The following is a 13,797-nucleotide window of genomic DNA, read 5'->3' on the forward strand; positions in this document are numbered from 1 at the left end:
TAAAGCTCTTGTTGAAACAAATTAAACTGTTACTGTCGTGGAGATTAAAACTTACAAAATCAAAGATATTTGCGAGATTTCTAGGGGCAAAGCAATTACCAAAGAATACATAAGAGCTAACCCTGGTGAATATCCTGTTTATTCTGGTTCAACATTAAATGATGGTGAAATAGGTCGCATAGATGAATGCGAATTTGATGGTGAATATGTAACTTGAACAATTGATGGTTATGCTGGCATAGTTTTTTACCGCAATGAGAGGTTTAATGCCTCTCAACATTGTGGTGTCTTAAAGGTAAAAAGCAATGAAATTTGCCCTAAATTTTTGGCATATGCATTGGGGATGGAAGCGCCTAAACATGTTAATAATGCTTGTGTTATTCCTAATCTAACTTTAAAAAAGATGAGAGAAATAGAACTAGATTTTCCAAGCAAGAAAATTCAAGAGAAAATTGCTACTATCTTAGATACTTTTACCGAGCTAAGCGCCGAGCTAAGCGCCGAGCTAAGCGCCGAGCTAAGCGCCGAGCTAAGCGCCGAGCTAAGAGAGCGAAAGAAGCAGTATGCCTTCTATCGCGATTATCTGCTCAACCAAGAAAATATCCGAAAAATTTACGGAGCAAATATACCTTTCGAAACTTTTCAAGTAAAGGATATTTGTGAAATTAGAAGAGGTCGAGCGATCACTAAAGCGTATATTAGGAATAATCCTGGAGAAAATCCAGTTTATTCCGCAGCTACCACAAATGATGGTGAGTTAGGACGTATTAAAGATTGCGATTTTGATGGTGAATACATCACTTGAACTACAAATGGTTATGCTGGAGTAGTTTTTTATCGTAATGGCAAGTTTAATGCATCACAAGATTGCGGTGTTTTAAAGTTTAAAAATAAAAAAATCTGCACCAAATTCCTATCCTTTTTATTAAAGATAGAAGCACCAAAATTCGTTCATAATCTAGCTTCAAGACCAAAACTAAGCCAAAAAGTAATGGCTGAAATCGAACTCTCTTTTCCACCTCTAGAAATTTAAGAAAAGATTGCTGATATTCTCTTTGCCTTTGAAAAACTTTGCAATGATTTAGTAGAAGGTATTCCTGCTGAAGTCGAAATGCGTAAAAAGCAATTGGATTACTATCAGAACTTCTTATTTAATTGAGTGCAAGAACAAAAAACTCAATTAGAGCAAATTATGTAATGCTTAATAAATAGTTTCCAACACCTACCTCCTCCAAGACCACAACACCCTCACCCCCTACACGCCCTTTACCACACCGCTCAATGGGGGGCTGGATGTCGTGCGGGCCGCCCATTTACACCCCTCATACGAACTCGTGGACTGAAAGCGGGTGGGACAGAACAAGTTAGTGGCGCTGGTCCGCTCAGCGTTGGTCAGGGTGAAATTCCAGGACACAACGAGTTCGGACTCTAATAACCAAGATACGAGTCAAAATGCCTTGAGTTTTGATACCCAAGAATCACAGAAGGCACTTAATGGCTCGCAGAGTGGATCTTCTGACACTTCCGGGTCTAACTCCCAAGACTTAGCCAGCTACATCCTCATCTTCCAAGCCGCGCCCAGGGCCACGTGGGTGTTTGAACGGAAGATTAAGTTGGCGTTGCCCTACGTTAAGCAGGAAAGTCAGGGTTCCGACGATCAAGGTTCCAATGGTAAGGGCTCCCTCTACACCACCCTCCAAGACCTCCTCGTCGAACAACCCGTGACCCCTTATACGCCCAATGCGGGGTTAGCCCGGGTGAATGGGGTTGCTCAGGATACGGTTCATTTTGGTTCGGGTCAAGAATCGAGTTGGAATTCCCAACGTTCCCAAAAAGGCCTTAAAACAACCCCGCTCCCAAGGCCGTCACCGGCTTTAAGCTCGATAAGGGCCGCGCGTACCGGAAGCTGAATGAAAGTTGACCGGTGTATGAACCCCTGGATTCGACCAAGGAGGGGAAGGGGAAGGATGAGAGCTCTTGGAAAAATTCGGAAAAAACAACGGCGGAAAATGATGCCCCGTTGGTGGGGATGGTTGGAAGTGGTGCGGCTGGAAGTGCTTCTAGTTTACAAGGCAATGGCTCGAACAGTTCGGGGTTAAAATCGCTCTTGAGATCAGCACCTGTCAGTGTTCCACCAAGCAGTACAAGTAATCAAACTTTAAGCTTATCTAACCCCGCTCCTGTGGGCCCACAAGCGGTTGTAAGCCAACCCGCGGGGGGTGCTACGGCAGCAGTGTCCGTCAATCGCACAGCGAGTGACACCGCCACCTTTAGCAAGTACCTCAACACCGCCCAGGCCTTGCACCAGATGGGGGTGATTGTTCCGGGGTTGGAAAAATGAGGTGGTAACAACGGTACGGGTGTAGTGGCTAGCCGACGGGATGCTACTTCCACTAACCTGCCCCATGCGGCAGGTGCTTCCCAAACGGGTTTGGGAACTGGTTCGCGGGGCGAACCAGCTTTAATCGCAACGTCACAGCGTGCCGTCACGGTGGTTGCTGGCCCCCTTCGTGCGGGCAATAGCAGTGAAACTGATGCCCTACCGAATGTCATCACCCAGCTCTATCATACTTCAACCGCCCAACTCGCTTACTTAAATGGCCAGATCGTTGTGATGAGTTCCGACCGGGTACCGAGTCTTTGGTATTGAGTTGTCGGGGAGGACCAGGAATCGGGCAAAGCGACCTGATGAGCGAAAACCGAGCTCAACTGGGGCACCGACAAGCAGAAGCAGTTTGTCGAAAACCAGTTGGGGTTTAAAGATGACTCAAATTCGGATTCCAAAAATTCGAATTTGAAGGCCCAAGGCCTCACCCAACCCGCCTACCTCATCGCCGGTCTTGACGTTGTGGCCGACCACCTCGTCTTTGCGGCATTTAAAGCGGGCGCGGTGGGGTATGATATGACGACTGATTCGAACGCTTCGACCTACAACCAAGCACTCGCCTGGTCGACCACGGCCGGGTTGGACAGTGATGGGGGGACAAGGCTTTGGTGGAAAACACGGCCGGGCTCAACGGCCCGATTAATGGTTTGTTTACCCTGCTCGACACCTTTGCGTATGTGACCCCCGTGAGTGGGATGAAAGGGGGGAGTCAGAATAATGAAGAAGTGCAAACGACTTACCCGGTCAAGTCCGACCAAAAGGCCACCGCCAAAATTGCCTCCTTAATTAATGCCAGCCCACTCAACAGTTATGGGGATGATGGCGATAAAAAAGCCATCTACCCAGAGGTAAGAGGCAGACAGCTCCAAAATATTTTTGACGATTGGAAAACTAACAAAAGCTGTTAGTTTGATGTAGAGGCAAAACTATGAATTTACTAAATTTATTTAAATCAGCGGGAGCAGGCTCGTTTTTTTCAACAAAAGTCACTCTATCTGCTCCCACTAAATAAATTGACAGGGTTTTATAAAAAAGCCAAAGAGTTTGAATATTTTTGTAATTTGGGTTTTTAATACCTTCTAACTATTAATAGGAACTTTTCTTATTAATAAGAACTTTTTTGAAAAAAGTTTTGAAGTTATTTTGGTGTCTTTACTAACTTTAAGCAATTTAGTTAGTGTAAGCACAAAAACCGTTATGTGTAATGTTTTTATTAATTTAGCAAAACAGCTGAACTTAGTTGGCAGCACTGCTGCAAGTAGTAGTTTTCTCAACCTCTTTCAGAAAGGAGTCGCTTATTAATGAAAGAGAAAATTCCGTTTTATAACGAAAAAGAATTCCATTACATGATGAAAAAGACCAAAAAAGGCACTTTTTCGGGATGATACATCATTAATCCAGAAAACAACAGTGTGGAATTCTCTGGCAGTTTCAACAGACAATTTAAACTTAACAAACCGGTTATACCAGTGAACACAGAATACGTAACGCGTAAAGAGTTCAACGAGTACAAAGACTCAAACGACCAACGACTTACAAAGATTGAAAATAAGATCGATAAGCTTGAAATTAAAGTTGATAAGCTAAAGAAGAAAGTCGATAAGCTGGAAGTTAAGGTTGATAAACTAGTCGAAACTGTTAATGCTCAAGGAGAAGATCTTAACAACTTCAAAGTTGAAGTGAGAGGAACACTTCAAAGCCAAGGCGAAACCCTGCAATTAATTTTGCAAACGCTACAAGACATGAGTAAGCGGCTTGATTCTGTTGAAGGACGTTTAGACTCTATGGATGGTCGTCTCGATTCAATGGAAACTCGTTTGGACAAAATCGATCCGCTAAAATAGTCTTAGGCTAATAACAAAAGTGCCAGCAATTAATCTATAAAGGTTAGTCGCTGGTATTTTCATTTATTTGAAATAAATAAAAAAGCCATCCTATCAAGGAGAAAGACAGACAGCTAATGAATTGAAGTCAATTACTTAATTAAATATTCCAAGTAAATGAAGAGATTAATATCTGATGAATAGCCTTCTGTATTATTAGCAAAGGTACTTAAAAATTTGTTCACACTTTTTTCACTAACATCATCTTTGCCTTTTAATGAAAAGCTAAGTGAAGCGCTAAACTCAATTCACTCTAAATTTCTTGTAATTTCTTTTCCATTAACTTTAATTTTTTCTTCTTTAGTAAGAAATTTTTCTGTAGTAAATTGTTTTCCTGGATCAGAATTAGATTTAATTTTAAGGAAAAGATCAAAATAATGCTTGTCACCTTTCTTAGCAGTGAAATCACCTGAAGAATAATCTCCAAACCAATTAAAGGTATAGCTCAACTTAGCTTCAATTGACAAATCCTTAAAACTTTGGTATGTCATCTGGAAATATTCAATCTTTCGCTCCATCGTAAAAGGATCCTTGCTTGCGGGATAAATTACATCGTCAAAATCAAAATCTGGAATACCTAATTCGCTCTTTTCCGCACTTTGTTTTCAGGCGTCTAACAACAATTTTGTTGTATCTTTCGGATTAACTTTGTAAGACTTCTTTAGAGAAGTTATCATGTTCTTTTTGCCTTCTGTAGTTTTAATTGCTTTATACACATCAATGTCTTTACCGGTGGCTTCTTTAATAAGATTTCTAAGATCTGCTTGGATACCAGTACAGGCGCTTAAAACTGTTCCACATAACAAAAATAAAGAACCAAAGGAAACCTTTGACAAAAACTTCTTTTTGCGCATCAACAGTAAAAATAACTCTTTAATTTTGCTTTTTTTTTTTTTTTGTAAAAAGCCTTTTTGGGATAAGAACTTGAATTGGAATTTCGGGTTGAACATTAATTAAAACACTGAAATTTCCAATCATTTATTAACAACTATCTACTGATAAAGGTTTTGATCTGAGTAGTTCTAATAATTGCTAATTGTTGGCATTTTTATTCATTTAATGCTTTCTAAAAACTTTTTGCAATTTTGTTGGCACTTCTCAATAAGTCGGTCAATTTATTTAGTGGAAGAGCAAATGCAAATCTTTAATTTTTTGAATTGATCAGCAAAGCGTCTGATCCCTGTTGGCAACCGAGTTGCAAGTGTTAGTTATTTTTTAAAAAATCAAAAGAAAAAAGAAAGGAACATTTAAACATGAAAAAAGTTAAAGCATTAAGGAATCTTTTTCTAGAAAAAGCCAATGAAAAACTTTAATACCCCAAAATTGCTTCAATGGTAGCTTACTTTGATCCAAAGGAAGACGGTACTTGTGAATTCATTATGAAAATTAAAACTGTAAATGAAGTTGCTGACACTGAGATAACAAATAAGGAAAAGCCTTTAGGCACTTGAAAGAGTTAGTTAACTTTTTGGTCTAAAAAGACATAAATTTACCAACGGTAAGTGTTAAAACTTGCTGTTGGTATTTTTATTTCCCCCACGCTCACCAGGTTTAGTACCGGGTTCAACCTCGCGGTGTCGGTGCTCGACCAGGTGTTGGATTATGTGCCCTGGATTGGGAATGGGCACAGGTATGGGAATAACCACCGGGGCGTGGATGATATAACCGCGCCTAAAACCGGCGCGGGGTCGTCCAGCGGAACTAGTACGAACACAAGTGGTTCGCGTTCCTTTCTCCCGACGTTCTCGAATGTCGGCGTTGGCCTCAAAGCGAATGTCCAGGGCACCCTGGGTGGCAGTCAGACGACGACTACGGGGAAAGATATTCCCAAATGACCCACCCTCGACCCAGCCAACCTCCAGCTCTGAACGGGGGCGGGGTGAAGGAATGATAAGGCTTCAAACAAACAAAGTGACGAAAACCACACCACCTTTAAAAGCGCTACGGGCAGTGGCCAGCAGGGTGGTTCTACAACGGGTGGTTCAGCGGGCAATCCCGGCTCGTTAAAGCAGGATAAGATTAGTAAATCAGGTCAGAACTTAACCACGCAGGACGGCGCGCCCCAGTCTAATTCGACGACGGAATCCGCGTCGAATTATGATCACCTCCCCCCAACCTCACCCCCACATCCGATTTACCGAACGCGCTGTCATTCACCAACAAGAACAACGCGCAGCGCGCCCAGCTCTTCCTCCGCGGCTTGTTGGGCAGCATCCCGGTGTTGGTGAATCGAAGTGGGTCAGATGATTCCAACAAATTCCAAGCCACCGACCAAAAATGGTCTTACACCGACTTAAAGTCGGACCAAACCAAGCTCAACCTCCCCGCTTATGGTGAAGTGAATGGGTTGTTGAATCCGGCGTTGGTGGAAACCTATTTTGGGACGACGCGAGCGGGTGGTTCGGGGTCCAACACGACCAGTTCACCCGGTATCGGTTTTAAAATTCCCGAACAAAATAATGATTCGAAGGCTGTGCTGATCACCCCCGGGTTGGCTTGAACGCCGCAAGACGTTGGTAACCTCGTTGTCAGTGGTACCAGCTTGAGCTTCCAGTTGGGCGGGTGGCTGGTCACCTTCACGGACTTTGTCAAACCCCGCGCGGGTTACCTCGGGCTCCAGTTAACGGGCTTGGATGCAAGTGATGCGACGCAGCGCGCCCTCATTTGGGCCAAGCAGCCCTGAGCGGCCTTTCGTGGCAGTTGGGTCAACCGCTTGGGCCGGGTCGAGAGTGTGTGGGATTTAAAGGGGGTGTGACAAGATCAAGCTCAGGCGGCCGCGCAAGCAGCTACCACCACCGCCGCAACAGGGGACGCCTTACCGGAGCACCCCAATGCCCTCGCGTACCAAATTAGCTCCACCGACAAGGATTCGTACAAGGCTTCCACTCAAAGCTCCGGTCAAACCAATTCCCAAAACACCTCCCCCTACCTCCATTTGATTAAACCTAAGAAAGTCGAAAACACGACCCAACTCGACCAGGGCTTAAAAACCTGTTGGACCCCAACCAGGTTCGCACCAAGCTGCGCCAAAGCTTTGGTACAGACCATTCCACCCAAGCCAAACCCCAATCCCTCAAAAAAACCACACCGGTGTTTGGGACGAATAGTGGTAACATTGGCAGTGTGCTTAGTGGTGGGGGTGCTGGAGGAGCAGACAGCACCAATTCGGTGGACCTCTCCCCCGTTGAACGGGTGAGTGGGTGGCTTGTGGGGCAATTACCCAGTGGGGGTGGGGGGAATAGTAGTGAGGATATTAAAAGTGTGCAAGACACTCCTATTTATGATCTATATTCATTAGTATATTCTTTTTAAATTGTTCCCTCACTTTATTCATATGAACCACCGCCTCCCTCGCGACGGGACTCACCGTAGTGGGACACTTCACAAGTACCACCACGACGCTCAAGCGCCAGCAATTTAGCTACACCCGCCCTGACGAGGTCGCGCTGCGCCACACCAATGCCATCAACCCGCGCTTAACCCCGTGAACGTATCGTAACACGAGCTTTTCGTCCCTCCCCCTCACGGGTGAAAACCCCGGGGCGTGGGCCTTAGTGCGCGACAACACCGCCAAGGGCATCACTGCCGGCAGTGGCAGTCAACAAACCACGTATGATCCCACCCGAACCGAAGCGGCTTTGACCACCGCCACCACCTTTGCGTTACGCCGATACGACCTCGCCGGGCGTTGTACGACCTCGACTTTTCGAAGTTAAACCCGCAAACGCCCACGCGCGACCAAACCGGGCAGATCACCTTTAACCCCTTTGGCGGCTTTGGTTTGAGTGGGGCTGCACCCCAACAGTGAAACGAGGTCAAAAACAAGGTCCCCGTCGAGGTGGCGCAAGACCCCTCCAATCCCTACCGGTTTGCCGTTTTACTCGTGCCGCGCAGCGTGGTGTACTATGAGCAGTTGCAAAGGGGGTTGGGCTTACCACAGCAGCGAACCGAGAATGGTCAAAATACTTCCACCACCGGGGCAATGTTTGGCTTGAAGGTGAAGAACGCCGAGGCGGACACCGCGAAGAGCAATGAAAAACTCCAGGGCGCTGAGGCCACTGGTTCTTCAACCACATCTGGATCTGGCCAATCCACCCAACGTGGGGGTTCGTCAGGGGACACCAAAGTCAAGGCGTTGCAGGTGGCGGTGAAAAAGAAATCGGACTCGGAGGACAATGGTCAGATCGAACTTGAAACCAACAACCTCGCCAACGCCCCGATTAAACGGGGCTCCAATAACAACCAGCAAGTCCAACTCAAGGCGGACGATTTTGGTACTGCCCCTTCCAGTTCGGGATCAGGCACCCAAGATGGCACCCCCACCCCCTGAACGCCGTGGTTAACGACTGAGCAAATTCACAACGACCCCGCCAAATTCGCCGCCTCGATCCTCATTCTGTACGATGCGCCTTATGCGCGCAACCGTACCGTCATTGACCGCGTTGATCACTTGGATCCCAAGGTGATGGTGGATAATTACTGTTAACAATTTTTTTAGAAAAAGGCAGTTTTTGAAGTTTTTAATTTGTAAAATTTCATTTTTTAAAAATGCCAAATCCTGTTAGATTTGTTTACCGTGTTGATTTGAGAAGCCCTGAAGAAATTTTTGAACATGGCTTTTTAACTTTAGGTGATGTGAGAAATTTCTTTGAACACATTCTCTCCACTAATTTTGGTAGAAGCTATTTTATTTCCACTTCAGAAACACCCACAGCAGCTATTCGCTTCTTTGGTAGCTGGTTACGGGAATATGTACCAGAGCACCCCAGAAGGGCTTACTTATATGAAATTCGTGCCGACCAACACTTTTACAATGCCCGCGCCACTGGGGAGAACTTGTTAGATTTAATGCGTCAAAGACAAGTAGTATTTGACTCTGGTGATCGAGAAATGGCACAAATGGGAATTAGAGCTTTACGCACTTCCTTTGCGTATCAACGTGAATGGTTTACCGATGGTCCAATTGCAGCAGCTAATGTCCGTAGTGCTTGACTAGTAGATGCTGTTCCCGTTGAACCTGGTCATGCTCACCACCCGGCTGGTCGTGTTGTAGAGACTACTAGAATTAATGAACCGGAAATGCACAACCCTCATTATCAAGAGCTGCAAACCCAAGCCAATGATCAACCATGATTGCCAACACCAGGAATAGCTACTCCTGTACATTTATCAATTCCCCAAGCAGCTTCCGTTGCTGATGTTTCGGAAGGTACTTCCGCTTCGCTATCGTTTGCGTGCCCTGATTGAAGTCCACCTTCTAGTAATGGTGAAAATCCGCTAGACAAATGCATTGCGGAAAAGATTGATAACTATAACCTACAATCCTTACCACAGTACGCTAGCAGTGTAAAGGAACTGGAAGATACACCAGTATACCTAAGGGGAATTAAAACGCAAAAAACCTTTATGTTACAAGCAGATCCGCAAAATAACAATGTCTTTTTGGTCGAAGTAAACCCCAAACAAAAGTCCAGCTTTCCCCAAACCATCTTCTTTTGGGATGTTTATCAACGAATTTGTCTCAAGGATTTAACTGGTGCACAAATCAGTCTTTCGCTTACTGCCTTTACTACTCAGTATGCTGGTCAGCTCAAAGTGCACCTTAGTGTTAGCGCGGTTAATGCCGTGAACCAAAAGTGAAAAATGACACCGCAAGACAGTGCAATAACTCAGTTTCGGGTCTCCTCTGAACTGTTAGGTCAAACTGAAAATGGCTTGTTCTGAAATACCAAGAGTGGTGGTTCACAACACGATTTGTATGTATGTCCTTTGAAAAATCCACCTAGTGATTTGGAAGAATTACAAATAATTGTTGATGAATGTACTACCCATGCGCAGTTTGTTACTATGCGTGCAGCTAGCACCTTCTTTGTTGATGTTCAGCTAGGCTGGTATTGAAGGGGTTATTACTATACCCCACAATTAAGTGGTTGATCTTATCAGATGAAAACACCAGATGGACAGATATTCTATGATCTAAAAACTTCGAAAATCTTCTTTGTCCAGGACAACCAAAACGTGTTCTTTCTCCATAATAAACTCAACAAACAAACTGGTTACAGCTGGGATTGAGTAGAATGGCTAAAACATGACATGAATGAGGACAAAGACGAAAACTTTAAATGGTACTTTTCGCGTGATGACCTTACCATTCCTTCCGTTGAAGGGCTTAACTTCCGCCACATTCGCTGTTACGCTGACAACCAGCAGTTAAAGGTGATCATAAGCGGTTCACGTTGGGGCGGTTGGTACTCCACTTACGATAAAGTTGAAAGTAATGTCGAAGATAAGATTTTGGTCAAAGATGGTTTTGATCGCTTTTAGCGATTAAGCTTTAACGTCACTGTTTTGCTCTAATGTTAGAAGCAAAGATCTTGTCGACAAACTCGTTGCGCTTGCGGTAACGACGTACTACTAAATAAGTTACAGCACCAGCAGCTACTACACTAGCTATAGCAGCCACAGTTAAACCAGCTACCAACGGATCTACGTGGGTTAAGAAGTTGAAACTGCCACCATTTGCATTCAATTCAACGGTAAAGCCATCTAGTGATCTTTCACCTTGAACTAGTTGTTGGCTAGACAATGAGCGTGGTTTGAAGAGGTCAAATGAACCATTAGCACCAACTTGGTTTTCGTACTTAACTTGTAAGAACTCCTTCAATTGTCTTTGGAAGGTACTTTGAATTGGTGCATAAGCATCATTAATAAATGAGCTGTCGGTAAACAATGCCCCTACAATCATGTTGTACTCATACGGATTGAGTCCAGAGAAATCAAACACAAGTGTTTTCTGCTCCTTATTATTTCCCACACTTCTATTTTCTATTTTGTAAGGAATATCAACCGTAGTGCTTTGTTTTGGGTTGAATGCATTCTTAGTTAAGGCAATTCTTAGATTACCACCTTCAGCATTATTGTCAGTTTGGGCACCGCCATCACTTACCATAACTGTGTAAGATTGTGCTTCCTGTGCCAATTTGTTGACATCATTTGGGTCATTCAAACCTAAAGAGCCATTTTGTTCAAGCGAGAAGTCGGCTTTTAAGTCTAGCTTGATGCCATCCTTTTCAACATCAAACTTAATTTCGTCCTTTAAGAAAACCTTCTTGTTAGTTAGTCTCTCTACATAACCAACCACCGCACCACTAGCAGCTTGACTTAAAACACCACGTTTAGAACTCTCGTTGGACTTCAAGAAGTGCGCTACGATCTCTCTGTTTTTGGTTGAAAGAGAAGTGGTTGTTTGGAAGAAGTTTTGCGGTAATTTTCCCCTTCAATCACTAGTGTTGAAATACAGTTTAGATTTTTGTCTTGCTTGAATTACAGCGTCCCTTGAGGCATTATCGACGTATATACCGTTGTTGTCGAACCTAAGTGCATCGAGTGAGTAGAACTTATCCTTTGTTTCAAAACGGATAATGTAAGTACTTTGCGCGTTCTTGTCTAAACCTTCTAGGTAATAGAAATAGTTTCTAGGGTTAGCAATACGACGTTGGTTACCAAGGTTGTTAGCGTTAGTTACATCTACTACCACATAGAAGTGACCATTGCTTTCATTTCCGTTCAAGTTAATATTGTTCTTAGTTTGAAAGTTTTGCAGTGCAGTTTTGAGTTGAGTATCTTTAGTATCAGTGCTGCCTAAAACATCTTGAACTTTGCGTACGTTATCAAAGTCGAGGTTAGTGCTAATACCGTTGCTGGTAAGGTAATCGTTAATGCTCTTGTTGAAACTCTTGTCATCAATTTCACGTAACTGATCATTTTGTGCTTTTCAAACAATACTTCTTGTCTGTAAGTTTGCCCGTTCTCAACTAGCACTTTGGAAATCTCTTCTTCAGTTAATATCTGAAGACTAGCTTGTTGTCTTCCTTCTTAAGTAGTGTTTTAGCTACAGATACAACCTTATCTTCTTTCACTTCCAAGCGATCAAGGAAGTCATTATCACGTCAGCCACCATCTTGAAAACCAATTGCATTAACAATAATTTCAGCTTTGTTTTCGTTTGCTAAAGCATTGAGCTTGGTCTTCATTGTTTTCAATTGCTAAGAACTGGAAGTTTTGTCCATCCCACACTTTAACTTCCTTAGTTACTTTTTGTCCTAGGGTAACGTTAGCGTAAATGGCCATGGAAAAGTAAGAAGCTACTAACTTTAAGAATTGATCTCAGTCCTTCGGTTCTTGGTTTAAATTAAGACCTAATTCCTTATTTGCTTCTTGATACCACTTAACTCAACCGGTTGAGTTAATTGGAGTACTTACTTTATTGGTATCTTTATCTAGGCTACTAATGTATTCTTTTACCTTTAGGTAATCAACTTGCTTGTTTTTAATTTGCGTTAAAACGCTGTTAATGCCAGCTTTTTCACTTTCGTTACTTTTGCTCTCTAAACGTTGTTCTAAATCCTTTACTTGTTCAGAAAGGTTGTAAACGTTAGTGATTGCATTAACAAAAACTGGATTTAAAACAAAATCTAAGGTAGGTGCTTGAGTTAAAACACCGTTTCTAGTTGAATTTAGATTAGCGTTTGTTTTAGGGATCAACAGCTTATCTAAGTTAAAGTTTTTGTAACGGACAAAACTAAAGCTTTGGTTTTGTAGTTTGTAATTTCTGTTTTCAAACTTAAAGTTAGTTCCAGTGGTGTTAGTGTCAATCACCTCTTTCACTGCACTACCTAACCCAACATTTAGAGTTTCATCCTTGCGTACGTATGCTTTAAGTTGACTTTCAGCTGCACTTTGATAGTTGGCCTGTGTACTCTTAGCGTTAGCAATAAAGTCAGCTGTTTTTATCGATTGCTGCTGACCATTGCTGTCGGTGTAAAAAAGCTTGGTTCAAGGATCTAACTTAACAAAGAAAGTAATGCCGTGATTAGTAAAGCTCTTTAAAGGACGGTCGGAATAATGAATTGTTGCAGGGTAATCTAATGGATCACTGTTAGCACCTAAGAAAGTGGTTTCAAAGTTTACGTTAGGTTTTTCAATGAAGTTACGATCTTTGTTTGCAAGTCACTAGTTTCTAGTAGTTGTAAAACCAGATTGACGGAACCATAAGAATACTCCTTTCTCTGAGTGGAGGTTGTTGACGTTTTGTAACAGCTTTTCTTTAATGCTACCCCAAACGGTTTTGGAAGTTTCGTTTGTTGCGGGGTCAGATTTTTTTAAATCTGCTTGACGGTGAAGTTCACCCCTTTCAATGAGCACTATCTTTTGGTGGGCAAAGTCAAGGTCAAACCAAGCAGTTCATCTCCATCGATCATCATTGGTTCCAGCTTTTTTTGCACCCCGGTAGTGGGTTTTGTAATACTTGAACTTATCATACCCTGCTCGGTATTTTGTTTCATGTCGAAACGGCGATTTCCAACCGTTATTATTAACAGTGCCCACTAAACCAAAACTCATATCTGACTTAGTTTAGATGTTTACTTCTTTTATTCCTGGAAACTTGTTACTTAATTTAGAAAAGGAAGATCCACCAACAAGCCAACCAAAACCAGCGAGTCCAGCACACAACAGCAACGAATAATT

7 protein-coding genes and 5 pseudogenes are annotated in these 13,797 nt (G+C 43.1%); 7 read left to right on the forward strand and 5 right to left on the reverse strand.

What is annotated here, in order from left to right; translation table 4 throughout:
* The first annotated feature begins 37 nt into the window (after positions 1-37).
* The 4 genes and pseudogenes from F539_RS02055 (at position 38) to F539_RS02070 (ending at position 4,230) form a co-directional block, all read left to right on the forward strand.
* Positions 38-1,198: pseudogene (locus F539_RS02055) on the forward strand (restriction endonuclease subunit S).
* Positions 1,199-1,539: 341 nt separating this feature from the next.
* Positions 1,540-1,752 (forward strand): annotated as a pseudogene (locus F539_RS04695) (MPN413 family protein); the annotation flags it as partial.
* Positions 1,753-2,614: 862 nt separating this feature from the next.
* Positions 2,615-3,294, forward strand: a pseudogene (locus tag F539_RS04700) (MgpC family cytadherence protein).
* A gap of 393 nt (positions 3,295-3,687) precedes the next feature.
* Positions 3,688-4,230 (forward strand): DUF16 domain-containing protein, encoded by a 543-nt coding sequence (locus tag F539_RS02070; RefSeq protein ID WP_014325491.1) that lies wholly within the window; start codon positions 3,688-3,690, stop codon positions 4,228-4,230.
* A gap of 131 nt (positions 4,231-4,361) precedes the next feature.
* Here F539_RS02070 and F539_RS02075 read toward each other — a convergent pair whose 3' ends face one another.
* A complete protein-coding gene (locus F539_RS02075; protein ID WP_014574959.1) occupies positions 4,362-5,123 on the reverse strand; it encodes a lipoprotein in 762 nt (253 codons plus the stop codon).
* Between the two features lie 741 nt (positions 5,124-5,864).
* Between F539_RS02075 and F539_RS04460 the strand changes: the two are divergent.
* From F539_RS04460 to F539_RS02100, 3 genes and pseudogenes are all read left to right on the forward strand, one after another.
* Positions 5,865-7,581, forward strand: a pseudogene (locus F539_RS04460) (adhesin).
* A pseudogene (locus F539_RS02095) lies at positions 7,557-8,749 on the forward strand (adhesin P1); the annotation flags it as partial. The pseudogenes F539_RS04460 and F539_RS02095, both read left to right, overlap by 25 nt.
* Positions 8,750-8,817: 68 nt before the next feature.
* Complete coding sequence (locus F539_RS02100) at positions 8,818-10,593, forward strand: ADP-ribosylating toxin CARDS (RefSeq protein ID WP_053344060.1); 1,776 nt, start codon at positions 8,818-8,820, stop codon at positions 10,591-10,593.
* A gap of 10 nt (positions 10,594-10,603) precedes the next feature.
* Here F539_RS02100 and F539_RS04210 read toward each other — a convergent pair whose 3' ends face one another.
* The 4 genes from F539_RS04210 to F539_RS02120 form a co-directional block, all read right to left on the reverse strand.
* Positions 10,604-11,839, reverse strand: coding sequence for a hypothetical protein (locus F539_RS04210; RefSeq protein WP_014574961.1), 1,236 nt, complete (start codon positions 11,837-11,839; stop codon positions 10,604-10,606).
* 271 nt (positions 11,840-12,110) lie between these two features.
* Complete coding sequence (locus F539_RS02110) at positions 12,111-12,302, reverse strand: hypothetical protein (protein WP_017532779.1); 192 nt, start codon at positions 12,300-12,302, stop codon at positions 12,111-12,113.
* On the reverse strand, positions 12,247-12,936 hold the full coding sequence (locus tag F539_RS02115) for a hypothetical protein (RefSeq protein WP_010874730.1): 690 nt from the start codon (positions 12,934-12,936) through the stop codon (positions 12,247-12,249). The genes F539_RS02110 and F539_RS02115 overlap by 56 nt, the downstream gene beginning before the upstream one ends.
* A 345-nt stretch (positions 12,937-13,281) precedes the next feature.
* Positions 13,282-13,671, reverse strand: coding sequence for a hypothetical protein (locus F539_RS02120; RefSeq protein WP_010874731.1), 390 nt, complete (start codon positions 13,669-13,671; stop codon positions 13,282-13,284).
* Between the last annotated feature and the right edge of the window lie 126 nt (positions 13,672-13,797).

Origin of the sequence: Mycoplasmoides pneumoniae FH (genome assembly GCF_001272835.1) — a bacterium.
Taxonomy (GTDB): Bacteria; Bacillota_I; Bacilli_A; order Mycoplasmatales; family Mycoplasmoidaceae; genus Mycoplasmoides; species Mycoplasmoides pneumoniae.